This is a genomic window from Adhaeribacter aerolatus (assembly GCF_007991635.1).
Taxonomy (GTDB): Bacteria; Bacteroidota; Bacteroidia; order Cytophagales; family Hymenobacteraceae; genus Adhaeribacter; species Adhaeribacter aerolatus.
This window is the reverse complement of record NZ_BJYS01000022.1, coordinates 76,728-103,171: the sequence shown is the minus strand read 5'-3', so window position 1 is coordinate 103,171 and position 26,444 is coordinate 76,728. Positions and strand designations below refer to the sequence as shown.

The following is a 26,444-nucleotide window of genomic DNA, read 5'->3' as shown; positions in this document are numbered from 1 at the left end:
TAAAATATTTCTTTTGTTCTCCTTTTCTTAATTATGTTTACAAGGCCCTCCCTGCTGGTTGTATTCTTAATCAGCTCCTTTTTCCTTAATAGTTGTGAAAAAGAACCCAATACCCTTTTTCAGCTACTTTCTCCCGAAGAAACCGGCATTACCTTCGCTAACCGGATATTTGAAAGCGACACCCTTAATATTTTAAACCAGGAATATATTTATAACGGGGGTGGCGTAGCCGTAGGCGATTTTAACAACGATGGCCTGTCCGATATTTACTTCACCGGTAATATGGTGCCGAACAAACTTTACCTGAACAAAGGCAATTTTAAGTTTGAAGACATAAGCCAGAAAGCTAAGGTAACTGGCGGCGGAAAATGGAGTTCGGGCGTAGCCCTGGCCGATATTAATAACGATGGCTGGCTGGATATGTATGTAACTGCTACCATGAAGAAGAACGCGGCCAGTAGGGCTAATTTGCTGTATATTAATAATGGTACTGGTAAAGATGGGGTGCCAACCTTTACCGAATCGGCGGCCGCTTACGGATTAGCCGACACCGGTTATTCTACCAATGCCGCTTTCCTGGATTATGACAAAGACGGCGACCTGGATTTGTATGTATTAACTAATACCATTACCAACGGCTTGCCTACCAGTTACCGCAAACAAATAAACAACGGCACCGCCGAGAACAACGATCGGCTTTACCGCAACAACGGCAATAATACGTTTACCAACATTACCCAAGAAGCCGGCATTCTTTACGAAGGCTACGGCTTAGGAGTAGCAATCAACGACATTAATCTGGATGGCTGGCCCGATATTTATGTTACCAACGATTACCTGTCTAATGACCTGCTTTACATCAACAACAAGAACGGTACCTTCTCAAATAAAATAACCGATTATATCAAACACACCAGTTTCTCGGCCATGGGAAACAGCGTAACCGATATTAACAACGACGGGCTGGTTGATATTATGGCGGTGGATATGCTGCCCGAAGATAACAAGCGGAAGAAGATGATGGTGAAATCGAACAATTATGTTACCTATTTCAACAACAATATTTACGGCTACCAGCACCAGTATGCCCGCAACACGTTGCAATTAAATAATGGTATTTCGCCCAAAGGTCATCCGGTATTCAGCGAGGTAGGGCAATTAACCGGCTTGTACCAAACCGATTGGAGTTGGACGCCCTTGGTAGCAGATTTCGACAACGACGGCTTACGCGATGTAATTATTACCAACGGGTTTCCGCGCGATATTACCGACCATGATTTTGCGGTTTACAACGCCGGTATGAATATGGTAGCCAACGAAATGAGCCTGGTTGATTCTATTCCGCAAATAAAACTGCCTAATTATGTTTTCAAAAATAACGGCAGCTTACAGTTTACCGATAAAACCCGCGATTGGGGGCTAAGTAAACCATCTTTCTCAAACGGGGCCGCTTACGCCGATTTAGATAACGACGGTGACCTGGATTTTGTAGTAAATAATATAAACGACAGTGCTTTTGTCTATCAGAATACCCTTTATACAGCTAAAACCAAAGAGAAAAGCAATAATTACCTGCGGGTAAAATTTGCCGGAGCGGCACCTAATACTGCGGGTTTGGGCGCCAAAGTAAAAGTGTTTCTGGCTGGTGGTCAGGAGCAATATTACGAACATTCTATCTATTCCGGTTACTTATCTACGGTAGAGCAGGCGGCGCACTTTGGGCTGGGGCAGCATAAGGTGGTAGATTCAATTAAAGTTACTTGGCCCGACGGTAAACAGCAGGTCTTAAAGCAGGTAAAAGCCAACCAGGTACTAACGCTGAACCAGAAAAACGCAGCCGGTAATGGGGTTTATCCCGATGCCAGTACAATGTTCGTAAATGCGCCTTTAAAGGAAGCTTCTGGGTTGTATAATATTCTGTTTAAGCACCAGGAAGACGACAAAATAGATTTTAATATCCAGAAAACCTTACCGCATAAATATACCCAGTATGGTCCCGGCATAGCTGTTGGCGATATTGATAATAATGGCCTGGACGATTTTTATATCGGAGGGGCCGCCGGCAAAAAAGGCACTTTCTTTTTGCAGCAGGAGAATGGCAAATTCAAATCTTCTACCCAAAATATGCAGCTAACCGGTACTAAAACGCAGGAAGAATTGGGCGTACTCTTTTTTGATGCCGATAACGATAATGACTTGGATTTATATGCCGTGAGTGGCAGCTATGAGTTTCAGGAGGGTACGCCAAACTTACAGGATAAGCTATATAAAAATAACGGCAAAGGAATATTTCAGTTAGATGAACAAGCCTTACCAGCTTTTCAAAGCAGCAAATCGTGCGTAAAAGCAGCCGATTACGACCAGGACGGCGACCTGGATTTATTTGTCGGGGGACGGGTAGTGAGTGGAAAATATCCGTTGGCGCCAGCCAGTTACTTGTTGCAGAACAATGGCGGTAAGTTTATTGATGTAACGGCGCAGGTATGCCCGGAACTAAGTAAATTTGGTATGATTACTGATGCCTTGTGGTCGGATTTTGACAATGATGGTAAAGTAGATTTGGTGCTGGCCGGTGAGTGGCTGCCTGTTTCTTTCTTTAAAAATACCGGTAGAAATTTAAAAAATATTACCACCGCTTCGGGTATTGCGGAGCAAACCGGCTGGTGGAACAGCCTGGTAGCCGGCGACTTTGACCAAGACGGCGATACCGATTACCTGGCCGGTAACTTAGGCCTAAATACCAACTATACCGCTTCTAAAGACAAGCCCCTCCGGGTTTACGCCAAAGATTTTGATAACAATGGCAGTATAGACCCGGTGCTGGCCTGCTACATGAAAGCCGAAGATGGTACCTTTAAACCGTTCCCGATGCATACCCGCGACGATTTAAACGCCCAGATGCCCCGCACCCGCAGTGTTTTTGCCCGCTACGTACAATACAGCCAAGCGCCGATCGATGAAGTTTTAAAACCGAAAGATTTAGAAAAGGCGCTAATATTGGAGGCCGTTCAGATGGGCAGCAGTTATATTCAGAATTTAGGTGGCGGAAAATTTAAGATGAGTTTACTGCCACGCCAGGCCCAGATAGCACCGGTTTATGGCATGCAAACCGCCGATGTAAACCAGGACGGCAACCTGGATGTATTGCTGGTAGGGAATGATTACGGTACCGAAGTATTTACCGGCCGCTACGATGCTTTTACGGGCTTGTACCTGCAAGGCAATGGCAAGGGAAATTTTATTCCGCGTAGTATACAGCATAGTGGCTTTATGGTTAATGGAGATGCCAAGGGATTAGCTACGCTCTATGGCCGTAAAGGAGAGAAAATAGTAATAGCCACCCAAAACCAAGATAGCCTGAAGGTTTACAATATTAAGAATACAGTTAGTCCGGGTACAAAACAACCAGCTCAATTAATAGCCCTACAGCCAGTTGATGCCTGGGCTGTGGTAACCTACGCCAATGGTAAAAAAGAGAAATTAGAATTTAATTACGGTTCCACTTATTTGTCGCAGTCGGCGCGCCGTTTTGAACGCTTGCCCACCATGACTTCGGTAGAAATATTTGATTTTAAAGGCCGCAGCCGTAAGCTTTAAATTTAACCCAACATGAATAAAGTGGCGGGAGCCCTGTGGGTGGTGGTCTGGCTTGTACTGGTAAGTTGTAGTGGCAAAACCAAACCTACTGCTAACCAGCCCCAATTCGAAAAACCTTTACCTACCGGCAATACAGCTAATTTAACCGGCCAACAATTAGCTCAGGGGTACTGCGGCAGTTGCCATTTATTTCCCGATCCAAATCTTTTAGATAAGCAAACCTGGAAAAATGGGGTTTTACCTAATATGGCGCTACGGTTGGGTTTGGATCTAAATGGGGCCAATCCCTACGCGGGTATGCATTTTGAAGAAATTCCAACGGTTAATCAGGCAAATGTATTTGCAAACAAACCATTAATCAGCCAGGTTGATTGGGAGAAAATAGTAAGCTATTACGATGCTGCTGCTCCGGAAAAGCCTTTGCCGCCAGCGGCTACGCCGGCCGTAAAGGCCTCTTTACCTTTATTTACCCCCAAGCCATTTTACTTTAAACACCGGAAGTTACCCCTTACTACCTTAACTAAATTTGATGCGGCAGGCGGCCGGTTATTCCTGGGAGACCAGGAAAATAATTTGTTTATCCTGGGTAAAGAATTAAAGCAGATTGATTCACTTCGTTTAGAAAGTCCGGCCGCAGATATTTACATTAACCCCGATGGTAGTTTTAAGGTGCTCACCCTGGGAGTGCTGCAGCCATCGGACCGGAACAAAGGTAGCTTAACGCAATATGCCCGTAATCCCGACGGTACTTACACCGCTCAACCTTTATTGCAGGCTCTTAACCGGCCGGTAGAGGCTTCTTACACCGATTTGAACCAGGACGGCTTAACCGATATTGTTGTGTGTAATTACGGAAATCATACGGGTAAACTGGTTTGGTTTTTAAATAAGGGTAATAACCATTACGAAGAAAAAATATTAACAAAAGTACCCGGCAGTCGTAACGTAGTCATTAAAGATTTTAACCGGGATGGCCGTCCGGATATAATGCTACTGGCAGCACAGGCCAGCGAAAGTATATCTCTTTTTTTCAACCAGGGTAAAGGCAATTTTGAAGAAAAACAGGTGCTGCGGTTCCCGCCGGTTTATGGCTCCAGTTATCTGGAAGTAGCCGATTTTAACCACGATGGTCATCCGGATATTTTGTATACCAACGGCGATAACGCTGATTATTCGGTTTCTCTTAAGCGTTATCACGGTATCCGGATTTTCCTGAACGATGGCCGCAATAATTTTAAAGAAAGTTGGTTTTATCCCTTGTACGGTGCCTCTAAAGCAATAGCCCGCGATTTTGATCAGGATGGTGATTTGGATATTGCCGCCATCGCCTTCTTTCCGGATTTTCAGCAGCAACCTTTAAATGGCTTTACTTACCTGGAAAACAAAGGAAATTTGCAGTTCGCCGCCGCTACTTTTCCGCAGGCTGTTGCCGGCCACTGGTTAACCCTCGAAGCCGGAGATCTGGACCAGGATGGAGACCAGGACCTTTATTTAGGCTCTTTTATTGCGGCACCTGCCCTGGTACCTGCTGAGATAAGACAAAAGTGGTTTTCAGACGGACCTAACATGATGGTGCTGTTGAATAAACTAAAAAATAAAAATAACACTCAAACTCAAAATAGGAAGCAGTAACTGTATCTATTTGCTGATAATACCCCTATTGTAATCTTGGAGTGATTGGAGGCAAAGCGATCCTGATCAAAGTGCCCTGAAGTGGCCAAACAAAGAGTTTTATTTACAGAGCGATAGATTGGTGCCACAGGGAAACTTGCTGGCACCTGGCGTGGTTCGTCCGTATGCGTTGTACTCGTGCCGCCCGGAAGTGAAACTTGGCCGCTGAATCGTAGTGGCCCCATACCCCTAACGGTTGTACCCAAAAGATAAGTAAAAAAATACCTGAACCCCTTTGCTTGGCGATTCAGGTATAAAATATTGCTGATATTATCCGGATTGCAGAAGGGCAATTTTTAAGGCCTAAAATTTAGCGATCTGGTTCGTTTTGCGGGTTTTAAGACGAGAAGTTACCAGGTTGCCTACCTCCCGGCCCTGCCGGGCACCATATTCATTAGCCGGCTGGAAGTGGATACCGCCGTACATCCGGCTCTTACCCGCTTCGTTAGAAGCATCGTAAAAAGATTTAAATTTCCGGACCGGCAACCCCAGCATCAACTGCGTAGAATCGGTAAAAGCATAATTATCGCCAAAAAGATTGGTAAGAGCGGTAGCCGCTGCAGCAGATATTACACTGTGACCACTCGGAAATTCCGGAAAAGGTGGCGTCTGAATAATGGGGTCCCAATCCGGATCAATATATTTTTCGATGTACGTTTCGGGCCGGATAGTTGCATGTTTGTATTTGGCATCCCAACAACTGATAAAGCCGTCGGCCAGCGAGGTCGAAACTAATACATAGGTTTCGGCGGCTTGCATCATATTTAGTTTTTTGTCTTTAATCACGCTGGTGGCAATAGAAAGCCAGTGCCCGCCGGGCGTTAACTTTTGCCTAAAGAAAGTAGCGTGCCCTTTCGTAAACGATACATTCGGGTTATCGTCCCAGAATCTGGCAATCAAAGTTTTTTCATCATCCGGCTCTTTGGAATACTTGTAAATTTCGTAAGCCTCCTTGTAAAACTTGGAAGCCGGTAATGAATCGAAAGGAGTAGGCTTTAGTGGCTTGCACTGCGCTGCCGAATCCATCACAAAAGGTCGGATGGTGTTCCAGTGCGGTTCTACGGCCGGCATGTAATCTGGTGGCGTAGGTTGCCAGGCTTCCGGTTTTTCGGATAGCATGTGGCGCGTCATTGCCCGCGATTCGAGGTAGTTATCTTTGCCGGCCCAGGCTAATACATGCTGGCCCACCTGTTCGCCGTAGGCCAACGAATTTTTGAGTACTTCTTTCCGGATACCAATTTTTTGTAGTTGTGCCAGGTATTCTTTTTCAAAAGCCTCGGTATTTTCAGATACCAAAGTTAATTTTTTGCAAACTGTTGAAAAAGCCTTGATACTGGCTACCGGATAGTAATATTCTTTACCGGCTTCAGGTTTGGGCACCTCATTAAATTTATGTAACTGACCTCCCAGCGATTGATAATTGGAATAAGCAGGTACCAAGGCCTCATAAGCGGCAATATTGGCATAAGCATAAATCCGGCTGGCAACCGGCGGCGAAAAAATATCTTTAATAATAATTTCGCTCAGATTATTATTCCATCGCTCCAACTGGGTGTTCGAAAAAGCATCCAGACCTGCCTGATTATGTTTTTCTTCGCAGGAGGTAACAAAAAAGAGTAAGCTTAGGAAAACGCAAGAAATAAGAAATCGCATGACATACTGATTAAAATAACCTAGTAAATATAATATAATTTGGGGTAAATTATATTACAAAAGATGGTCATTATTCTTCTATGTAATCATTATGTCCTCCAGAATAGCTGTAAACTGTTTTAAAAATATAGGGCTTGCGCAAAATATACTTACCCATTTGTTGGCTGCTGTTGCTGCGTGATTTTACCCGCAACCAGCCTTAATTAAGTAAACTTTGTAGATGTAATTCAAGTCTGATAAAAAGCAACCTTTGTTTCGGAGAATTGTTTCGTAATTTTGCAGGCTAAATTAAAAGGAGCTAAAACCATGAAGGTTATAAATATTACGTATAAGTTCGCCGACGGCCAGCCGGACCAAACCCATATTGCGGCGGAAGGAGAATCGGTACTGGATGTTGCGCTTAACAACGATATAAAACTACAGCATAATTGCGGCGGGGTTTGCGGCTGCAGCACGTGCCATATTTACGTAGAAGCCGGTATGGACGATTTGCCGGAGATTTCGGATAAAGAAGAAGATTTTATTGACCGTGCCGTTGACCCGCGCATTAATTCCCGTTTGGCTTGCCAGTGCGTTATCCAGGGCAACGAAGATGTAGTGGTTACCATACCCGAGCAAGATTTCCTGGGGCATTAACCAACTTACTTCCGTAAATATTGTTTTCGGCCGAAAAATATATCGGTCGGCGCGAAAAGAGCATTCAATAGAATATTTGTTAAAAGTATAGAACCACATAAAAGAGATAGAAAAGAGATGAGAAACAGCTATGAACCCCCTATGCATTGGAGCGACCATGAAGATATTGCCATGGCTTTGTACGAAAAATTCGGGGATGAATTTGATGAGTCTAAAATTTACCGGATCCGGTTTACCGATTTGCTGGAGTGGGTACTGGGCCTGGATAATTTTGATGGTAAACGCGAAGAAGCCAACGAAGGCCACTTGGAACAAATTCAGGCCAAGTGGGTATACGAGTGGCGCGATAACCAATAATTAACTTGGTGCTTGGGGATTTTAATAAATTGATGAGCGTACATTTTCCTGGATTTATTATTTTATTGGGCAACTGGCAACCTATTATAATTCTATATTATCAGTTCTATTTATCAAATAAACCATGCAGCATCATCCTTCGCTAGATTTAACCCGGGTAAAAGCTTTTATTTTTGATGTAGACGGCGTTTTAACTGATGGGAGTTTGCTGGCGCTGGCTTCCGGCGAACAGGTGCGAAGCTTTCATATTAAAGATGGTTTTGCTATTCGCCATGCTATACAGAAAGGCTACCGGGTTGCCATTATTTCGGCGCGGCAAGAAGAAGGGGTGCGCAAGCGCTTATTATCGCTCGATGTAGAAGATATTTACTTAGGTGTAAGCAACAAGCTGGAAGCGTTTGGACAATTTTTAACGAAATACAGCCTGCAACCTGCCGATATTGCCTATATGGGTGATGATATTCCGGATTTGGCGGTTATGCAGCAATGCGGCGTGGCCGCCTGCCCCGAAGATGCCGCCCCGGATGTAATGTGGGTAGCTAATTATATATCGGGTAAGCCCGGCGGAAAGGGGGCTGTAAGAGAGTTAATAGAAGCCGTCTTGAAAATGCAGGGAACTTGGTAAAATATACAAAACAAGCTATCTTTTAAAAAGTTCAAAAATATCTTGAAAAAGTTGCTTCGGAATAAAATACTCCTATATTTACAAGATAATTTAATTTCAAATTTTTTAATTTTTATGAAAACAGGAACAGTAAAATTCTTTAATGAATCAAAAGGCTACGGATTTATTACAGACGACATCAGCAAAGAAGACTTTTTTGTACACGTTACGGGTTTGAATGGCATCCAAATCCAGCAAAACGATAAAGTTGAATTTGATACCCAAGAGGGTAAAAAAGGCATTAATGCCGTTAACGTAAAAAAAGTTTAAGGCCTATCCCCATTACATCCCTTCTCATTAAAAGAAAAGCTCCTCCCCGGAGCTTTTTTTATGTAGCTTATTAAGGGCCTTTGTTCTAAATTTGTTTCCCGGATACTTTTGGCACAATCCCGTTTTTACATCTCCTTGAAAAAAGTTTTTAATTTAATCAGGTTACCTAATCTGGTAATCATTGCCTTTTGTCAGGTGTTGGTGCAGGTATGTCTGTTGCAGCCGCAGGTGCCCGTATTAGCAATATTCAGCGACGAACACTTATATTTATTGTTGCTTGCTACATTTTGCATAGCCGCAGCCGGCTATATTATTAATGATTATTACGATATTAAAATAGATGCCATTAATAAACCCAAGCGCCTGGTAGTAGGCAAAGGCGTTAACCGGCGGCAGGCCATGGTGGCACACCTGCTGTTGTCGGCTATTGGAGTAATAGTAGGTTTTACTTTGTCGTTGGCAGTAGGTTTTATTAATACCGGAGCGGTGTTGTTGCTCTGGGGGTATTCGGCCCAACTTAAAAAAATGCTGTTGCTGGGTAATATTACCATTGCTTTTTTGTCGGCTACCATGTTGCTGGTGGTTTCGGTAAACGTGGGCGTAGACAACAAAGCCGTTTGGGCCTACGCACTTTTTGCTTTTATTATATCGGTGATACGCGAAATAATAAAAGACATGGAAGATGTAAAAGGCGATGCCACTTTTGGCTGCCGCACCTTGCCCATTGTAGCCGGCATACCCGGATCTAAGTGGGTGTTGTACGGATTAATGACTGTTTTTTACCTAACGGTAGTTTCGGCCATTATTTACCGGTACAACGATTTACCGTTTGGCCTTTACATGCTGTTACTGGTGCTGGTGCCGTCCTTCTTCTTTCTAAGGTACATTGTTAAGGCAGATCGCAAAAGAGATTTTGCCCGGCTAAGCAACTGGTGCAAAGGTATCATGCTGCTGGGTATGCTGTCTATGTTTTTCTTTCGGTAATAATCCTTAAATAATTTCCTTCCAGGTAAAATAATCGAATACTATATTTTATGATTTTAATATTATTTTGAATGATTTGTTGTATTTTAACTGCTTATTATTTAAGCTGATATTTACCTGAATCCTTCCGCTTTTATTAACCCTGAAGCTTTCTCAAACCAGATTATATGAAATATACATGGGTGGTGCTTTGTTTTCTGTGTCTGCTGCAGGTAAATGGTTGGGCCGCCGGAGCACCTGTAGATAGCCTGCAACACCGCAAGAAGCTTAGTTTAACCCCTTTCCCGGCTTTGTTTTCTTCGCCCGAAACTGGGTTGGGCTACGGTGCCCTGGTGGTGCCGGTCTATAATTTTGGTAACGATTCTTTAACCCGTAGTTCTAACGGACAATTGCTGGCTTACCGGACCCAAAAAAAGCAATCCTCTGTTCAGCTTACTTATAATATTTATACCAACCACGAAAAGTTTATTGTTCTGGGCAATGCCAATTATTTTAATTTCCCCATTCAATATTACGGCACCGGTAACCAGAACAATCAGGTAGATGATTATACCATTTTGGATTATAAAATGCTGTATTCCCAGAACCGGGTGCTGCGGCAGGTAAAACGCTATTTTTTTGCCGGCGGATTGTATCACCTGAATAAAGTATACGATATTAAATCGGATGACCCGCTTAGCAAAATTTACGAACGGCCGGCGAACGAACTGGATGGCGTAATTACTTCGGGATTAGGACCAGCGCTGCTCTACGACAGCCGGGATAATCCGTTGAACAGCCGGACCGGCATTTATGCCGCTTACAGCACCATGTTTAGCAACAAAAGCCTGGGTTCTGAATTTAACTTTGTTCGACATGCTTTGGATGTTCGCAAATTTATTCCGTTGCGGGCGAGCCAGGTGCTTGCTTTGCAGGGTTTAGGTAAGTTTCACAGCGGACAAGTGCCGTTCCGGGAATTAGCCTTAATGGGCGGCGGTGGTGGCGGTGCTGAGATAGGCGGGATGCGGGGCTTTTACGAAGGCCGCTACCGCGACCGGCAAATGGTTGCGCTACAGGCTGAATTCCGGCAACAGGTGTTCTCGCGGGTTGGTTTTGTGGTATTTGCCGGGGCCGGTGAAGTAAGCAACAAGCTCAGTAATTTTAATACCAGTAACCTACGGAGTGCGGCCGGTGGCGGTATCCGGCTGATGCTGAATAAAAAAGAGAGGCTAAATATCCGGATAGATTATGCGGTAGGCTCCCACGGTGCCAGCGGGTTATACTTTGATATTGGCGAAGATTTTTAAAAGATGTAAAGACTAAATCTTGAAAATTACTACCGGTAAATATTGCCGGCGCAATATTCACCTGCGTAGTGGTGCAGATTTTTCCGGAAGAAATAGTCTTTGGGAATCCGCTTGTTACACAGAGTTTACGGTAAACTTAGCAGGGATTCAAGAGCCCGCCGGATTTTAGTACTTATTATACCAACTCGCATAATCTAGCTGCCATTGCTTAAAACCTCACAGGTTTTTAAGACATGTGAGGTTTGTGCAACTGGTATATCCATAGTTCTGTTAAGGAAGAGCGTTCAAGAGATTTGGTATTAAACGTCTTCTTCTATTTCATTTGGTGTTCGTGCTCATGATTCTATGTTCTGGGCAATGAATAAATATATTTCGGTAGAAAGAAGTAGATTAAACCCCAAATAGCTTATGTCTGTCTCTAATGCCCCTTTCTGGTTTAGGCTGTTGGTATTAATGTTGTTTGCCTGCTGGTTGCCGGGGGGTGTTGGTTTTGCCCAGGGCCAAGCTGCCGGGCAATTGGTATTGCAGACAACCGATGCCAGCACCGGTTTGGAAACGCCCGTTAGGGTACGCCTGACCCGGAACGGCTTCGCGGTAAAAAAACTGCCAAAAGAAGCAGTAGCGGTGATGTACGGCGTGTGGGATCATGCCGATGGCTATGGCTACCAGCCCGATAGTTCTTTTTACGTGAATGGCCGTTTTACTTTAGATTTAGCACCGGGCACTTACCGGTTAGCGCTTTCCAAAGGACCAGAATATATAGACCAGCAGCACGAACTGCAAATCCGTCCCGGGCAGATATACCGGGGAAATTATAAATTAGCCCGCTGGGTAGATATGCCCCAGAAGCGCTGGTATTCGGCCGACGACCATATTCATATCCGGCGTTCGCCGCGCGAAGATTCGTTGCTGCTGACCTGGACCCGGGCCGAAGATATTCATGTAGGGGTAATGCTGCGAATGGGCGATTTTTGGGAAACCTACTACCAGCAATATGCCTGGGGCGAAAAAGGCGTTTACCAGAAGGGCGGTTATTTATTAACCACCGGCCAGGAAGATCCGCGTACCCCCGAACTGGGCCACGTGGTGGGCATTGGCGCATCGGCTTCCGTCCGGTATAAAAATGAATATTACCTCTACGACAAAGTTTTTGATCGCTTGCGGGAATTAGGTGGCCTGGGCGGTTATGCCCACCAGGCCGAAACCTTCCACGGGTACCGCGGCCTGGTGCTGGACGGGTTAAGGGGTAAAGTAGATGTGCTGGAACTGCTGCAATTCTGCGCTTCTGATAACCCTTTGATTGTGGAACATTACTATCATTTGCTGGATTTAGGTATTCCGGTAACGGCCGTAGCAGGCTCCGATTTTCCGTGGTGCGGCAAAGACCACGATAAAGGCCGCCCGGAGCGCTCGGCCCGCATTGGGAACGCCCGTTTTTACACCTACGTACCCGATTCTTTAAACTATAACAACTGGAAAGCTGGTTTGACGGCCGGGCATACCTATGTTTCGAGCGGGCCGCAGTTATTATTAGAAGTAAACCAAAAGCTACCCGGCGACAAACTGGAGGTAAGTAAAGGCACTACCTTAAAAATTACCGCCCGCGCTTGGGGCCATGCTACCCAGGTGCCCTTACAAACGTTGGAAATAGTAGGACATGGTCAGGTCTTAGGACGGGTTACCGCCAATGCGGCAGGGCAATCTTCGGAGCAGCTCTCGTTAGAACTGAATTTACCTGCCGAAAAAGGTATCTGGCTGGCGGCCCGGGCTTACGGCGGAAAGCAGCAGGCGGCCCATACCACACCCGTGTATGTTTATGTAGACGGTAAAGGCTTTCATAACCCCGCCACGGCTCCGCAATATTTAAAGCTCAGCCAAAAATACCTGCAGGAGTTAAAAAAGGATATAAAGCATAAAAGCGATGATCCGCAGATGCGGGCCTGGCATTACCGCGCCGGCCTGAAAAGGAGGATTGCTGAAACCAGTATCGTTATCAAAGAATTAAAACAGAAACTCCGTTAAGGTTAAGGTAAAGTAGAAAACTCGTTACTATTCCAGCTTCAAATTGATTCCAGCCCGTTAATATTTATTAGCGTCAGGTTATTAGTTTTTTCACCTCATGGTAAAACCTGCTCAATATTTTGATGGCGCCGGGCAGAAATTCTCCGGGATTATGTTCTATATTTGCGCTTCTTTTAACCGGGTTCTATGGCTGATACCTTGTATAAACGCGTTGTAATATTTGCCTCCGGCTCCGGGAGCAATGCACAGCGCCTGATGGAGTACTTTCAAAACCATCCGCAGATTAGGGTAGTGGCTTTGTTCTCGAATAATCCAATGGCTTATGCCCTGCAACGAGCTGAAAATTTCAACCTGCCGGCCCACGTATTTAACCGCGAACAATTCCGGGATGGTACCGTGCTGCAAGAAGTAAAAGCTTACCAACCCGATTTAATTGTGTTAGCTGGTTTTTTATGGCTGGTACCGGTGCCTTTTATCCAGGCTTTCCCGCAAAAAATAATCAATATTCATCCGGGTTTACTGCCCAAATACGGGGGTAAAGGCATGCACGGCCAACATGTGCACCAGGCCGTGCTGGACAACAAAGAAACCGAAACGGGTATTACCATTCATTATGTAAACGAGTTTTACGACCAGGGCGCTACCATTTACCAGGAACTTTGCCCGGTACAGGAAAACGACACTGCCGAAATATTAGCCAACCGCGTGCTGCAACTGGAACACGAGCATTTTCCAAGGATTGTAGAAAAAATATTAATTGGCTAAAAATGCATTGTTACCGGTCGCTTACCAAAAAATTAATAAAGACCACTTGCTTAGAAAGCTTAATAACTTTTAACGTAATTTATTAACCGGGCTATACTTCATTAGCTAAAGGACTTATCGAACCATGAAAAAAATTCAATCTGCTTTAATCTCGGTTTATTATAAAGATAACCTGGAATCGTTGGTAGAACTGTTGAAAGAACAAGGCGTTACCATTTACTCTACGGGTGGTACCCAAAGTTTTCTGGAAGGTTTAGGCGCCCAGGTAACGGCCGTAGAAGACCTGACCCAATATCCGGCCATATTAGGCGGTCGCGTGAAAACCCTGCACCCGAAAGTTTTCGGTGGCATTCTGCACCGTCGCGACCATGAAACCGATAAAGCTGAAGTGCAGACTTACGAAATTCCGGCTATTGATTTAGTAATAGTAGATTTATATCCGTTTGAGGAAACGGTAAAATCAGGCGCCCCGGAAGCCGATGTAATTGAAAAAATTGATATTGGTGGCATTTCCCTGATTCGGGCGGCCGCTAAAAACTTTAACGATGTGCTGGTGGTATCGTCGCGGGAGCAATATACCGAAGTAGTAGAATTGCTGCGCCAAAACCAGGGTGGTACCGAACTGGCCGACCGCAAGCGTTTTGCCGCCAAAGCCTTCGATATTTCTTCGCACTACGATACGCAAATATTCACTTACCTGAACGGCGGCGAAGGACAATATTTTAAACACAGCCTTCGCGAGAGTACCCCCTTGCGTTACGGCGAGAACCCGCACCAGCAAGGTGTATTCTACGGCAACCTGAACGACTTATTCGACCAGATTCACGGCAAGCAGTTGTCTTACAATAATTTAGTAGACGTAGATGCGGCCGTAGCCCTGATAGATGAATTCCAGGACGAACCAACCGTGGCTATTTTAAAACATACCAATGCCTGCGGCGTGGCTGTAGCGCCATCTTTGCACGAAGCTTATCTCACGGCGCTGGCCTGCGACCCGGTATCGGCATTTGGCGGCGTAATCATCAGCAATAAACCCGTTGACAAAGCCACTGCCGAAGAACTGCACAAATTATTTTTCGAAGTTTTAATTGCGCCGGAATTTGACGCCGATGCTTTAGAAATTTTACAAGCTAAAAAGAACCGGATTTTGCTACGTCGTAAGCCGGTGGCTCTGCCCGAAAAATTATTTAAAACTTTGCTCAACGGCGTAATAGAGCAAGACAAAGACCTGAAAACCGAAACCGAAGCTGATTTTAGAGGCGTTACGGAGCGAGCTACCACGCCGGCAGAAAACAAAGCGCTGGTTTTTGCCGCTAAAGTTTGCAAGCACACCAAATCCAATACCATTGTGCTGGCCACCGAAAACCGTTTAATTTCCAGCGGCGTGGGCCAGACTTCCCGGGTAGATGCGTTGAACCAGGCCATCGAAAAAGCCCGGAATTTCGGGTTTGAACTACAAGGAGCGGTTATGGCTTCCGATGCTTTCTTCCCATTCCCGGACTGCGTAGAAATTGCGCATCAGGCCGGCATAACAGCCGTAGTGCAGCCAGGCGGCTCTATCAAAGATCAGGATTCTATCGACCTGTGTAATCAGTACAACATGGGCATGGTGTTTACCGGCGTACGCCACTTTAAACACTAAAATATTTTGAGTTTCCGTTTCATAGCCCGGCCTGCTAAGTAGTTAAAAGCAGCCGGGCTTTTTATCTTTTAGTTTGCGGTACTTACTTAAAAAAGTAAAAACAACCATCGCGGGCAGACCAGGTTCTTGGTACAATTGCGTCTCATTCGGAGGTTAATATAACTTAATGATTATCAGTAGCTATTAAAAACATAATTGGTTTAATACCTGGTTAACAAAAAATCTGCGAACCAATTTGGCTGAAACAGCATGTATGGAAGCTTATATTTTTTGTATCAGCGAGATAGTATAAAAATTGGAGTAAAATACGTAGTTTTGCAGCGAAATATTTAAATCAGTTTGATTTAAGTAAAAATATTTAAATCCGAGCGCCGCAGGGCCTGAGAACAGAATGGGATTATTTAGTTTTTTAACGAGCGATATAGCCATTGATTTGGGTACAGCCAATACCCTGATAATACATAACGATAAAATTGTAGTAGACGAACCTTCTATTATTGCCGTTGACCGCACCACCAACAAAGTAATAGCGGTGGGCCGGAGTGCTATGCAGATGCACGAGAAAACCCACGATAATATTAAAACCATTCGCCCTTTAAAAGACGGCGTAATTGCCGATTTCTACGCTGCCGAACAAATGATTCGGGGTTTAATTAAAATGATTGATACCGGTAGCCGTTTGTTTCAGCCTTCACACCGCATGGTTATTTGTATTCCGTCGGGTATTACTGAAGTAGAAAAACGGGCCGTGCGCGACTCCGCCGAGCACGCCGGCGCCAAAGAAGTTTGGATGATTCAGGAACCCATGGCCGCCGCGATTGGTATTGGTATAGACGTAGAGCAGCCCATTGGCTCTATGATTGTAGATATTGGGGGTGGTACCACCGAAATTGCCGTTATTGCGCTATCAGGTATTGTGTGCGATCAGTCTATTAAAGTGGCCGGCGATGTTTTTAGCCAGGATATTCTGGATTATATGCGCCGCCAGCATAATTTGCTCATTGGCGAACGTTCGGCCGAAAAAATTAAAATAGAAGTTGGTTCGGCTTTACCGGAACTGGAAAATCCGCCGGCTGATTACGAAATTCGCGGCCGCGACCTGATGACGGGTATTCCGAAAGTAATAAAAGTAACTTACACTGAGATTGCCGCTGCCATTGATAAATCGGTTTCTAAAATAGAAGAAGCAGTATTGAAAGCCCTGGAAATTTCGCCACCGGAATTATCGGCCGATATTTATGTGAACGGTATTCACCTGACCGGGGGCGGTGCGTTACTGCGGGGCTTGGACAGGCGCCTGGCCGTTAAAACCAAATTGCCGATTCATATTGCCGAAGATCCGCTCCGGGCCGTGGTAAGAGGCACGGGTGCCGCTATCAAGAATATTGAAGGCTTCCGGAATGTATTGCTGTCTTAAAAGCGTTCGATGCGCAATTTATTTGCCTTTATATACCGTTACCGGGGTTTTCTCGTTTTTCTGCTGCTGGAGATTCTATGCGCCTACCTCATAATTAAGAACAACAGCTACCAGGGAGCGGCCTTCTATAACTCGGCGAATGCTTATGCGGGACGCGTGCTGGAGTTTCAGCGCGAGGTGTTCGATTATTTCCGGTTGGTAGAGGTAAACCAGGCACTGGTAGCCGAAAACAAAGCTTTAAAAGAGTCGCTCACCAATATTATGCTCTCCGATAAACTGGATAGCATTCCGCCAACCCCCGATTCGGGTTATCGCGTTAAACCCGATAGCCTCGCCCTGGCCCAGCAAAAGATGGATACTAGCGGGGTAGTCCGTACTTTTAAGTTTGTACCGGGTAAAGTTATTAAAAACTCTGTAAGCCTGGTAAACAACCATTTGCTCCTGAATGTGGGCCGGGCCGATGGGATAGAACCCGGTATGGGCGTTGTTTCCGGCTCGGGCGTAATTGGCCGGGTAAAAGCAGTTTCGCAAAATTATTCTACTATTTATTCGATGCTGCATTCGCAGATGCTTGTATCAGCCAAGGTTAGGCGTACCAATACGGTAGGCACCATCCGGTGGGAGGGCGATAATTACCGGGTAGCCACGTTAGATTATATTCCCAGGCATATAAAATTAGCTAAAGGCGATACCGTTGTTACTTCGGGGTATAATGCGGTTTTTCCGGAAGGTATTATGATTGGCCGGGTATTATCGGTGCAACAGGAGCCAGATAAGATGTTTATGACGGTAAAAGTGAGGCTGGCCGTTGATTTTGATAATCTGAGCTATGTTTACGTAATTAAAAATACGCGGCAGGCTGAACGGGACTCCCTGGAAGCCAGAAGCGGTATAAAAGAAAATGAGTAAGCGCACGTTCGTCCATATTTTTCAGTTTTTTATTTTTATGGCTGTGCAAATATTGCTGGTCCGGAATGTAGTGCTTTTTAATACTGCCTTTTGTTACATCTATATTGCTTTCCTGCTTTTTCTGCCCATTCAAATGCCCAGAGTTGCCTTACTCTTAATGGCTTTTCTAACGGGCCTTACCGTCGATATTTTTTACGATACCGTAGGCATTAATGCAGCCGCTTGTGTGTTGTTGGCTTTTCTGCGGCCCTATGTTTTGCTGGTGCTTACCCCCCGCGACGATTACGAAAAAAATGATACCATTAACCTGCATGTAATGGGTTGGCGGTGGTTTACCGTGTATGCCCTCTTTTTGGTTTTTATACATCACCTGGCTTTGTTTTTTCTGGAACTGGGAAGTTTCCGGGAAGTTGGGTTTACCATGGCCAAAGTGGTGCTGAGTACGTTGCTTACCTACCTGGTCTTAATTATTATTCAGCTCCTTTTTTTCTCTGTCCGGCGCTCCGGCCGTTAAGGTATTGCAGCCAGAAATTATAAATTGTAAAGCGCTGGTTTTCTTTGTGGTAAAATTAGAATTAACTTTGCCTGCGAAAGAAAAAACATCATTTTGAACCAGAGAACCCTGGTCTTAGTTATTTCTTAAACCGGCGAATGCTTTTTCAAACTTGAAATATTTAGAGAACCGTAAATACATAGTGCAAACCATATTTTTTGTGGTAGCGGCCGTATTTGCTTTAAAATTATTTTTTATTCAGGTATTAAACACGGAGTATAAGCATGCCGCCGACGCTAATACTATTAAGCGCGTGGTAGAGTATCCGTTCCGGGGGCTTATTTACGACCGTAAGGGTAAATTGCTGGTACAGAATCTGCCGGTGTATGACCTGATGGTGGTACCGAAAGAAATAAAAGATATTGATACCCTGCGTTTTTGTAAACTTTTTAATATTCCCCTGGAAGAATTCCGGCTGAAAATAAAGACAGCCAAGGCGTATTCGTACGTAAAACCCTCGCCCTTTTTACAGAAGTTAAGCCCCGAAGAATTTGCTTCTTTGCAGGATAACCTGGTAGAGTTTCCGGGTTTTTATATTAATGCCCGTAACGTAAGAGGCTATCCGCACCAGAGTTTGGCCCATGCACTTGGTTATATTGGTGAAGTAAGCCCACAGAAACTGGAACAACCCGAATATGCCGCCTATGCCGTCGGCGATTATCTGGGCGTGAGTGGCATTGAACTGGAATACGAGAGAACCCTGATGGGCAAAAAAGGGGTAAAATACCGCATGGTAAACGTACGGGGTCTGGACAAAGGGCCCTTCAAAGAAGGACAGTACGATACGATGGCGGTAGCCGGTCAGGATTTAGTATCCTCCATCGACTTGGAACTGCAGCAGTACGGCGAGCGCATGCTGCAAGGGAAACGCGGCAGTATTGTGGCCATTGAACCCAGTACCGGCGAAATCCTGGCTTTTATTTCCGCACCTTTCTACGATCCTAATCTGTTAACCGGTAAAGACCTAGGCAAGAATTACCTCTCGCTATTACGCGACCCGGAAAAACCTTTGTATAACCGGCCTATTAAAGCTACGTATCCGCCGGGTTCAGTATTTAAGTTAGTGCAGGCCTTAATTGCGCTGGAAGAAGGGGTTATTACCCCCGAAACCGGTTACCCTTGCAACCAATCGCTGGTAAAATGCGCGCACGGACACCCTTATCCGTCTAACCTTAAAATTGCCATCGAGAACTCCTGTAATCCTTATTTTTACCAGGTTTTCCGGGCGGTGGTTAACCAGGGCCGGTCGCGGAATATTTACCAGGATACGCACCTGGGGCTCGATAGCTGGCGCGACCACGTACTTAGCTTTGGTTTTGCAGGTAACCTCGGGGTAGATTTGCCTTACGAGAATATGGGCATTATTGCTTCTTCGCGGTACTACGATAAACTTTACGGCAAAACCGGCTGGAAATATCCCACCTTTTACTCGATGAGTATCGGGCAAGGCGAAACCGGGGCAACGCCGTTGCAGATGGCTAACTTAATGGCCACTATTGCCAACCGGGGTTATTATGTTACGCCGCATTTAATAAAGGGAATTGGCCCAAATCAGCAACCTTTGCCCGATTACCAGAAAAAGCATTTTACTTCAGTTTCCTCCCGCCATTACGAGCCGGTAATTGAAGGCATGGCCGAAGTAGTGGCTTCGCGCCGGGGTACCGGGTGGTGGGCTAATCTAAGCCATCTGGGTATTGATATTTGCGGTAAAACCGGAACGGTGCAGAATCCGCACGGTAAAGACCACGCGGTGTTTGCAGCGTTTGCCCCCCGGGTAAATCCCAAAATTGCCATTGCGGTTTACATCGAGAATGCTGGTTTCGGGTCCATTTCATCGGCCCCACTGGCCAGTTTAATGATTGAAAAATACCTGACCGGTACTATTTCTAAACCTCGACAGCGTTGGGAAGGCTGGATTGAGAACGGCGAATTTTATAAGAGCAAGAACTAACATGGAACGGGCACCTAAAATATCGCGCAATATAGATTGGATAACCGTAGCCATTTACGCTGCTATGCTGTTGTTGGGCTGGATGAACGTATACGCGGCCGTTTACAGCCCCGACCTGAAACAAAGTATTTTTGATTTTAGCATCAATTCGGGTAAGCAGTTGATCTGGATTGGCACGGCGGTAATTATTATTATCGTGCTGCTGGTTATCGATTACAAAGCATACGAGTCGCTGGCCTATGTGGTATACGGCTTAATTATTCTGCTGCTTATTTTTACGTTAATATTTGCCCGGCCCATTGCGGGTTCACGGTCGTGGTTGGAGTTTGGTACCGTCCGGATTCAGCCGGCCGAGTTTGCCAAATTTGCAACGGCACTGGCCGCTTCAAAGTTTATGAGTACCATTAACCTGCGCCAGCAAAACTGGAAAGAACACGCTATTCTGGCCGGTATAACCGTGCTGCCGCCTGTGCTTATTTTGTTGTCGAACGAAACTGGTTCGGCGCTGGTATTCGGGGCTTTTCTGCTGGCTTTTTTCCGGGAAGGTATGTCGCCGTTGATTCTGATTCTGGGGTCTGTGTTTGTGGCAATATTTATCCTGACGCTGCTGGTACCGAAGCTTTACTTTGTGATTGCTATTACGCTGCTGTTTGCTTTGGCTATCTGGTTAAACCGGCGGTTACTGCGCAAGATTACGTCGGTCGTGCTTATTTATGCGGCCGTAGTGGGTATGGTTTTCAGTGTTGATTTTTTTGTAAATAATATTCTGCAGCAACACCAGCAAAACCGGATTAAAGCGCTTATCAACCCCGAGGCTGACCCGTTGGGTTTTGGTTGGAATGTAACCCAGTCTAAAATTGCGATCGGCTCGGGTGGCCTCTATGGCAAGGGGTTTCTGGAAGGTACGCAAACCAAGTTCGATTTTGTACCCGAGCAAAGTACCGATTTTATATTTTGTACCATTGGAGAGGAGCACGGCTGGATTGGCAGCCTGGTACTAATTGGGTTGTTTATGGCTTTGCTCTCTCGCATTATTTTTATCGCGGAGCGGCAGAAAACAGTTTTCGGTCGGTCGTACGGCTACTGCGTGGCTTCTATTATCTTCTTCCACTTTCTCGTAAATATCGGCATGACCATTGGGTTGGCGCCGGTGGTGGGTATTCCGCTGCCGTTTTTTAGCTACGGCGGTTCTTCGCTGTGGTCGTTTACAATTTTACTATTTATTCTGCTGGCTTTAGATACACACCGCAAACAGGATTTAACCCGAGCGTAAAAAGTAATAAGTTGTAAGTACTAAGTTTTAGGTGAATGCTCACACTAAAATTTTAGTACTTACGACTTATCACTTAATACTTAAACTTAGGCAAACTTGCGCTCTATTAACCGCAGCAGCTTATTTACGTGTTCTTCTTTTTTTGACCAGTCGTAGCGGCTGCTCAGGTCGTGTAATACGTAATTTTTTGCTGATTCGGCATCTTTAAACTCGTCGAGCACCTTAATAGCATTGTAATACTGGAGATTTTCGCCGTTAAATAATTCGTTTATAAAACCAAAACGCTGGTTAATAGAAATAGAATCTTTTAAGGATTCTATCTTCCGGCCCATCTGATTTTCGAGCAGGGTAGGGGCCGGTTTATGGGATAGCTTATCGTTTAAAGTGGCCGTTTCGGCCTTAAATTTATTATTTAAGCTGTTTTCCGAAGTTAAAGTTTTGTGCAGGGGCTCGGCGCTGACCGCAGGTCGGGGGGGAGCAGGTGGCGTAAAAGCGGCCGGTGCTGGTTGTGTTATTGTAGGGGGTAAAGGCACTGCCGGTGCTGGCTGCTGATCAAATAAATTGGCTTTCTGAATCGGCGCTAAGCGGTTAAATTCTTCTAAAATATGGTCTACCGAAGTCCATTCGGATCTTCTGGTGGCCAGGTAAGCGCCAAAATCATTTCGTACCGCTGCGTAATGCAAAGGACCTTCGCTTAAATGATCGAGAAAGTCTTGTACCAGCTCTTTGTTAATGCTAATGTATTTCAGGTTGCTTTGCAATTTGGCAACGGTTAAAGATTCCTGGTTCTGCAGAAATTTCTCTTCAAAGGCACCTACCGGTTCCAACACCCATCTAAACGTATCGGTAATGGCTTTGGCCAGCAGCGGCTCAAAGTGCGGGCGCTTGATCAATATTTTTCGCGATAACACATTCATAAATTGAATCAGCGCCTCTTTTACCTCCTCGTTCTCAAAATCAAAAAACGGACTCTTCAGATTGGCCATTTCCTGGTTCCAGCGCAACAGTAATTCTTTTATCATAAAAAGATTAACCTGTTTAACCGGCGTAAAACCGATGAGTTGCTGCCCATTAACGGTAGGCGCAATAGCAAAATACCGATCGCATAGCAGTTTAGCGAGGCTGTTGCTGTACCGCTCCAGGTTTAATTGATTATATTTGTGTTCCATTGCTAAAAGATATCTTGTAAAGGTAGTAAAATATGCCGAAACTGATCCTGCAAAACCTTTACCAGAAGGAGGTTTTGGTAGCGCCGGAGCAAAAAATATTAACGGCAATAGGCAATGCCGGCATAGATTGGATGCACGCTTGTGGCGGCAAGGGGCGCTGCACCACCTGCCGGATTATTGTTTTGGCAGGAATAGAAGGATTTGGAGAACTAACCCCGCCGGAAATTAAATACCGGGAACAAGGTCGGTTAAAAGAAAATGAGCGGCTTACCTGCCAGTGTACTTTGCAGGCCGATGCCCTTGGCCGGGTACCGGAAGGAACTAAATTTCCGCACCAAAGTTATTCCGATTAAAAACCAGGTAATTTAACCTAAAGAGCCTGGCTGCAGGTTAAAGGCAAATTGGCTTTAATTTAATTAAGGATTAACCGGTAATGCCCTTCTCTGGTTAAAGCAAATTTCCTTCGGGTTAGGAGCCTTAATGCGAATGCGCTGGTTTATGAGTGGCGGAATTAAAATTAAAATGATTAAAAGTGTTTATTGAACCACGGGTAGGAAATAAAAATTACGCATCGCGCCGCGGCTGGATTGAAGTAATTTGCGGTTCTATGTTTTCGGGTAAAACCGAAGAGTTGATTCGCCGGCTAAATCGTGCTAAAATTGCCAAACAACGGGTAGAAATATTTAAACCGGCTATCGATACGCGTTATCACGAAGAAAATGTGGTTTCCCATAATGCTAATGCCATCCGGTCTACACCCATCCAATTTGCCAGCGACATGTTGCTGCTGGCCAGCGGTTGTGATGTAGTAGGCATCGACGAAGCGCAGTTTTTCGACGAAGGCCTGGTAGATGTTTGCATGACACTGGCTAATAACGGCTCCCGGGTAATTGTAGCCGGCCTCGATCTAGACTACCAAGCTAAACCTTTTGGCTCTATGCCGGCGCTGATGGCCGTGGCCGAATACGTTACCAAGGTACATGCGGTTTGTATGAACTGCGGCGATATTGCCTCTTACTCGTTCCGGAAAGCCGCCTCCGCCCAGAAAGTATTACTCGGCGAAACCGATACCTACGAAGCCCGCTGCCGCCATTGTTTCCTGGAGGGAATGAAAGAGAAATAAAAAAGCTGATTCCGGAATATTTAGAAGAGCAGGTGATTATATTAGAATAAGAAATTTATTTAATCAGTGCTGCTCCGGTTTTATCTGAACCTGTTTCCTATAAAAAGCCCTTCGTGATGCCTGTAAAAGTAATTTTAATTTTGCTTTTAGGTGTGGCCGCCTGGCTAAGCAGCGGGTTGGCCCTTCTGGCCCAAAGCAGTAACCTGCTGCTGGGACACTGGCAAATGCACCAACCGAATCAGCAGGCAAAAGTAGTAGCGGCGGCCGAAGATAAAATTTACTGCGCTACCGAAGACGGATTCTTTTATTATGATAAAACTTACAACCAACTCAAAACGCTTTCCAAGGTTGATGGCTTCAGCGATGTAAATATTAGTACGCTGGCTTACGAGCCTCAAACCAAAACGCTGATTATTGCCTACCAAAATACAAATATTGATTTGCTGCAGGACGGTGAAATCATCAATATTAATGCTATTCTCCGGAAGCAACTACCCCAGGAAAAATATATTTACCACATAATGCTAGCCGATAAACAGGCTTACCTGTCGTGCAGTTTTGGGGTGGTTTTGCTCGATTTGGTAAAGCATGAAATAAATGAAACCTATAGTAACCTGGGGCCGAACGGTGCGCCCGTAGCGGTTTTTGCCAGTACTATTCTCCACGACAGCCTTTACCTGGCTACTGCTAATGGGATGATGGCCGCCCGGCGCAGCAACAATAATTTACTCGATTTCCATAACTGGAAAACTTTTACACCGGCCGATGGCCTGCCAGTTACGCACAACCCTGATTTCCGGCAGGTAACAACTTTTAATAATAAAATATTTGCGGCGGTAAATAACGATGCAGTTTACCTTTACAACGGTTCCCGGTGGCAGAAAACAATTATCAATTTGCAAAATAAACAGCTCCATCAGCTAACCGCTTATCCGGATTTTCTGCTCCTGGCAAACGGTGAGCAGCTGCTGTTGCTGGATAAAAATAATAACCTCACCACAAAAGCTGCTCCCGGACTGCAAAATCCTAGGTATGCGGTACCCGAAGCCGGCAATACTTTTTGGATAGCCGATTACCAGAAAGGTTTAGTAAAGTTAACAGGTGCGACTACCGAAATATTAATACCCAACGGCCCCCTATTTAGTACTGGTTTTCGGATGTATGCCGATAGTAAAAACGTGTATGTGGTAAACGGAGCCTATGACGAAACTTATAAGCCCCAGGAATCGCAGCAAGGTTTTGAGGTGTTAAATGCCAGGCAATGGAAAAGCTTTAATTCATTTATTTATCCGGATGTAAAGCAATACCCGTTGGTACAGGATTTGGTGGGCGTAGTGCGAAACCCGGTAAACCAGAAATTATACCTGGCTAGTTATGGCGATGGTTTGCTGGAGTGGGAAGACTTGGGAAAATATAAATTGTATCATTCGGCCAACAGCCCGCTGTTGCGTGCTTCGCCGGGTAATGAGCATTCAATCTTCTTAACGGATTTAACTTCGGATGCCGACGGTAATATCTGGGTTGTGAACCGGCACCAAAATGCTAATGCCCCTGGCCTGCACGTGCTGCGAATGGATGGCTCTTGGAATTCCTTTAGTTTTCCGGGCTTTCCGGATAGCGGCAACCTGGAAAGAATAATTATTGATAACAATGGTTATAAGTGGATGACGGTAAGTAAGAATAACCAAAACAGCGGGGGAATTCTGGTTTACGACGAAATAAAGAACGCATACCGCCATCTGATAACTGCCCCGGCGATGGGGAACCTGCCTGGTTCGGCTATTTATGCGTTGGTTAAAGATAAACACGGTTATGTCTGGGCTGGTACCGATAAGGGTGTGGCCGTTTTTTACGAGCCCGAAAATATTTTTACTGCTAATACCATAGCCGCCACCATTCCGGTTTTAAATCGACGGCCTTTACTCGTAAACCAATTAGTGCGGGCCATAGCGGTTGACGGTGGTAACCGCAAGTGGGTAGGCACCGATAATGGGTTATGGCTTCTTTCGGAAGCAGGAGAGACCGTTGTCGCCCATTATACCACCGAAAATAGCCCCTTGCCGGCAGATAAAATTCAGGATATTACGGTTAACCACAGCACCGGCGAAGTATTTATTTCTACCCCGAACGGGCTAATTTCTGTGCGCGGTACAGCCACAGAAACTACCGGCAAACCCGATTGTGCCAGTGTATATCCGAATCCGGTGCGGCCGGGCTATACCGGCTTGGTGGGTATCTCGGGTTTACCCAATAATGCTTTGGTAAAAATTACCGATACCGCCGGAAACCTGGTTTACCAAGCCCACGCTACCGGCGGTACGCTGGCCTGGGATTTACGTGATGGAAACGGAAAGAGAGTTAAATCGGGGGTATATTTGGCCTTCAGCGCCTCTGCCAATGGTAAACAAAGCTGCACGAGCAAAATTGCGGTTATCGGGCAATAAACTGGAACGGGCAAAAATATCTTTCTTTTGCCGGTAACGTTAAATCTTTAATCAATAC

At 45.3% G+C, this 26,444-nt stretch carries 21 protein-coding genes; 19 read left to right on the top strand and 2 right to left on the bottom strand.

Annotated features, from left to right (window positions below):
- Positions 1-33: 33 nt before the first annotated feature.
- A complete protein-coding gene (locus AAE02nite_RS15185) occupies positions 34-3,597 on the top strand; it encodes a VCBS repeat-containing protein (RefSeq protein ID WP_146899112.1) in 3,564 nt (1,187 codons plus the stop codon).
- 12 nt (positions 3,598-3,609) lie between these two features.
- Positions 3,610-5,229, top strand: coding sequence for an FG-GAP repeat domain-containing protein (locus AAE02nite_RS15180; protein ID WP_146899109.1), 1,620 nt, complete (start codon positions 3,610-3,612; stop codon positions 5,227-5,229).
- 342 nt (positions 5,230-5,571) lie between these two features.
- On the opposite strand, the gene AAE02nite_RS15175 is transcribed toward AAE02nite_RS15180, so the two are convergent.
- Positions 5,572-6,921 (bottom strand): vanadium-dependent haloperoxidase, encoded by a 1,350-nt coding sequence (locus AAE02nite_RS15175; RefSeq protein WP_146899106.1) that lies wholly within the window; start codon positions 6,919-6,921, stop codon positions 5,572-5,574.
- Positions 6,922-7,227: 306 nt separating this feature from the next.
- Here AAE02nite_RS15175 and AAE02nite_RS15170 point away from each other — a divergent pair, with 306 nt between their 5' ends.
- The 14 genes from AAE02nite_RS15170 (at position 7,228) to rodA (ending at position 21,650) form a co-directional block, all read left to right on the top strand.
- On the top strand, positions 7,228-7,557 hold the full coding sequence (locus AAE02nite_RS15170) for a 2Fe-2S iron-sulfur cluster-binding protein (RefSeq protein WP_146899103.1): 330 nt from the start codon (positions 7,228-7,230) through the stop codon (positions 7,555-7,557).
- 117 nt (positions 7,558-7,674) lie between these two features.
- Positions 7,675-7,914, top strand: coding sequence for a Fe-S cluster assembly protein IscX (gene iscX, locus AAE02nite_RS15165; RefSeq protein ID WP_146899099.1), 240 nt, complete (start codon positions 7,675-7,677; stop codon positions 7,912-7,914).
- A gap of 124 nt (positions 7,915-8,038) precedes the next feature.
- A complete protein-coding gene (locus AAE02nite_RS15160) occupies positions 8,039-8,539 on the top strand; it encodes a KdsC family phosphatase (protein WP_146899096.1) in 501 nt (166 codons plus the stop codon).
- Positions 8,540-8,653: 114 nt separating this feature from the next.
- Entirely contained in the window at positions 8,654-8,848 is a 195-nt protein-coding gene (locus tag AAE02nite_RS15155; protein WP_146899093.1) for a cold-shock protein, read from the top strand.
- Positions 8,849-8,983: 135 nt separating this feature from the next.
- Complete coding sequence (locus AAE02nite_RS15150; RefSeq protein WP_146899090.1) at positions 8,984-9,832, top strand: geranylgeranylglycerol-phosphate geranylgeranyltransferase; 849 nt, start codon at positions 8,984-8,986, stop codon at positions 9,830-9,832.
- Between the two features lie 167 nt (positions 9,833-9,999).
- The gene (locus AAE02nite_RS15145) at positions 10,000-11,118 is read left to right on the top strand and encodes a BamA/TamA family outer membrane protein (RefSeq protein ID WP_146899086.1); all 1,119 of its coding nucleotides are present in this window, start codon (positions 10,000-10,002) and stop codon (positions 11,116-11,118) included.
- Positions 11,119-11,526: 408 nt separating this feature from the next.
- Positions 11,527-13,140, top strand: coding sequence for a CehA/McbA family metallohydrolase (locus tag AAE02nite_RS15140; protein ID WP_246151069.1), 1,614 nt, complete (start codon positions 11,527-11,529; stop codon positions 13,138-13,140).
- 186 nt (positions 13,141-13,326) lie between these two features.
- Positions 13,327-13,905: a phosphoribosylglycinamide formyltransferase gene (purN, locus tag AAE02nite_RS15135; protein WP_146899083.1), complete on the top strand. Its 579-nt coding sequence runs from the start codon at positions 13,327-13,329 to the stop codon at positions 13,903-13,905.
- Between the two features lie 124 nt (positions 13,906-14,029).
- Positions 14,030-15,547 carry a bifunctional phosphoribosylaminoimidazolecarboxamide formyltransferase/IMP cyclohydrolase gene (gene purH, locus AAE02nite_RS15130; protein WP_146899080.1) on the top strand — a complete coding sequence of 506 codons (1,518 nt, stop codon included), beginning with the start codon at positions 14,030-14,032 and terminating at the stop codon, positions 15,545-15,547.
- 391 nt (positions 15,548-15,938) lie between these two features.
- The gene (locus AAE02nite_RS15125; protein ID WP_146899077.1) at positions 15,939-16,964 is read left to right on the top strand and encodes a rod shape-determining protein; all 1,026 of its coding nucleotides are present in this window, start codon (positions 15,939-15,941) and stop codon (positions 16,962-16,964) included.
- Between the two features lie 9 nt (positions 16,965-16,973).
- Positions 16,974-17,873 (top strand): rod shape-determining protein MreC, encoded by a 900-nt coding sequence (gene mreC, locus AAE02nite_RS15120; RefSeq protein ID WP_146899073.1) that lies wholly within the window; start codon positions 16,974-16,976, stop codon positions 17,871-17,873.
- On the top strand, positions 17,866-18,387 hold the full coding sequence (locus AAE02nite_RS15115) for a hypothetical protein (protein ID WP_146899069.1): 522 nt from the start codon (positions 17,866-17,868) through the stop codon (positions 18,385-18,387). The genes mreC and AAE02nite_RS15115 overlap by 8 nt, the downstream gene beginning before the upstream one ends.
- Positions 18,388-18,568: 181 nt before the next feature.
- Positions 18,569-20,377 carry a penicillin-binding protein 2 gene (mrdA, locus tag AAE02nite_RS15110; RefSeq protein WP_246151068.1) on the top strand — a complete coding sequence of 603 codons (1,809 nt, stop codon included), beginning with the start codon at positions 18,569-18,571 and terminating at the stop codon, positions 20,375-20,377.
- 1 nt (position 20,378) lies between these two features.
- A complete protein-coding gene (rodA, locus tag AAE02nite_RS15105) occupies positions 20,379-21,650 on the top strand; it encodes a rod shape-determining protein RodA (protein ID WP_146899063.1) in 1,272 nt (423 codons plus the stop codon).
- 86 nt (positions 21,651-21,736) lie between these two features.
- Here rodA and AAE02nite_RS15100 read toward each other — a convergent pair whose 3' ends face one another.
- A complete protein-coding gene (locus AAE02nite_RS15100; RefSeq protein WP_146899060.1) occupies positions 21,737-22,819 on the bottom strand; it encodes a DUF8457 domain-containing protein in 1,083 nt (360 codons plus the stop codon).
- Positions 22,820-22,851: 32 nt separating this feature from the next.
- Between AAE02nite_RS15100 and AAE02nite_RS15095 the strand changes: the two genes are divergently transcribed.
- The 3 genes from AAE02nite_RS15095 (at position 22,852) to porZ (ending at position 26,386) form a co-directional block, all read left to right on the top strand.
- Positions 22,852-23,172 carry a 2Fe-2S iron-sulfur cluster-binding protein gene (locus AAE02nite_RS15095; RefSeq protein WP_146899057.1) on the top strand — a complete coding sequence of 107 codons (321 nt, stop codon included), beginning with the start codon at positions 22,852-22,854 and terminating at the stop codon, positions 23,170-23,172.
- Positions 23,173-23,351: 179 nt separating this feature from the next.
- Positions 23,352-23,942, top strand: a complete 591-nt coding sequence (locus AAE02nite_RS15090) for a thymidine kinase (RefSeq protein ID WP_146899053.1) — start codon at positions 23,352-23,354, stop codon at positions 23,940-23,942.
- Between the two features lie 116 nt (positions 23,943-24,058).
- Positions 24,059-26,386, top strand: coding sequence for a type IX secretion system anionic LPS delivery protein PorZ (porZ, locus tag AAE02nite_RS15085; RefSeq protein WP_146899050.1), 2,328 nt, complete (start codon positions 24,059-24,061; stop codon positions 26,384-26,386).
- Positions 26,387-26,444 lie beyond the last annotated feature (58 nt).

What these genes read in the sequence shown, in the direction of transcription:
- AAE02nite_RS15185 (WP_146899112.1), top strand. Translation starts at nt 34, where the DNA reads ATGTTTACAAGGCCCTCCCTGCTGGTTGTATTCTTAATCAGCTCCTTT.
- AAE02nite_RS15180 (WP_146899109.1), top strand. Translation starts at nt 3,610, where the DNA reads ATGAATAAAGTGGCGGGAGCCCTGTGGGTGGTGGTCTGGCTTGTACTG.
- AAE02nite_RS15175 (WP_146899106.1), bottom strand. Translation starts at nt 6,921, where the DNA reads ATGCGATTTCTTATTTCTTGCGTTTTCCTAAGCTTACTCTTTTTTGTT.
- AAE02nite_RS15170 (WP_146899103.1), top strand. Translation starts at nt 7,228, where the DNA reads ATGAAGGTTATAAATATTACGTATAAGTTCGCCGACGGCCAGCCGGAC.
- iscX (WP_146899099.1), top strand. Translation starts at nt 7,675, where the DNA reads ATGAGAAACAGCTATGAACCCCCTATGCATTGGAGCGACCATGAAGAT.
- AAE02nite_RS15160 (WP_146899096.1), top strand. Translation starts at nt 8,039, where the DNA reads ATGCAGCATCATCCTTCGCTAGATTTAACCCGGGTAAAAGCTTTTATT.
- AAE02nite_RS15155 (WP_146899093.1), top strand. Translation starts at nt 8,654, where the DNA reads ATGAAAACAGGAACAGTAAAATTCTTTAATGAATCAAAAGGCTACGGA.
- AAE02nite_RS15145 (WP_146899086.1), top strand. Translation starts at nt 10,000, where the DNA reads ATGAAATATACATGGGTGGTGCTTTGTTTTCTGTGTCTGCTGCAGGTA.
- AAE02nite_RS15140 (WP_246151069.1), top strand. Translation starts at nt 11,527, where the DNA reads ATGTCTGTCTCTAATGCCCCTTTCTGGTTTAGGCTGTTGGTATTAATG.
- purN (WP_146899083.1), top strand. Translation starts at nt 13,327, where the DNA reads ATGGCTGATACCTTGTATAAACGCGTTGTAATATTTGCCTCCGGCTCC.
- purH (WP_146899080.1), top strand. Translation starts at nt 14,030, where the DNA reads ATGAAAAAAATTCAATCTGCTTTAATCTCGGTTTATTATAAAGATAAC.
- AAE02nite_RS15125 (WP_146899077.1), top strand. Translation starts at nt 15,939, where the DNA reads ATGGGATTATTTAGTTTTTTAACGAGCGATATAGCCATTGATTTGGGT.
- mreC (WP_146899073.1), top strand. Translation starts at nt 16,974, where the DNA reads ATGCGCAATTTATTTGCCTTTATATACCGTTACCGGGGTTTTCTCGTT.
- AAE02nite_RS15115 (WP_146899069.1), top strand. Translation starts at nt 17,866, where the DNA reads ATGAGTAAGCGCACGTTCGTCCATATTTTTCAGTTTTTTATTTTTATG.
- rodA (WP_146899063.1), top strand. Translation starts at nt 20,379, where the DNA reads ATGGAACGGGCACCTAAAATATCGCGCAATATAGATTGGATAACCGTA.
- AAE02nite_RS15100 (WP_146899060.1), bottom strand. Translation starts at nt 22,819, where the DNA reads ATGGAACACAAATATAATCAATTAAACCTGGAGCGGTACAGCAACAGC.
- AAE02nite_RS15095 (WP_146899057.1), top strand. Translation starts at nt 22,852, where the DNA reads ATGCCGAAACTGATCCTGCAAAACCTTTACCAGAAGGAGGTTTTGGTA.
- porZ (WP_146899050.1), top strand. Translation starts at nt 24,059, where the DNA reads ATGCCTGTAAAAGTAATTTTAATTTTGCTTTTAGGTGTGGCCGCCTGG.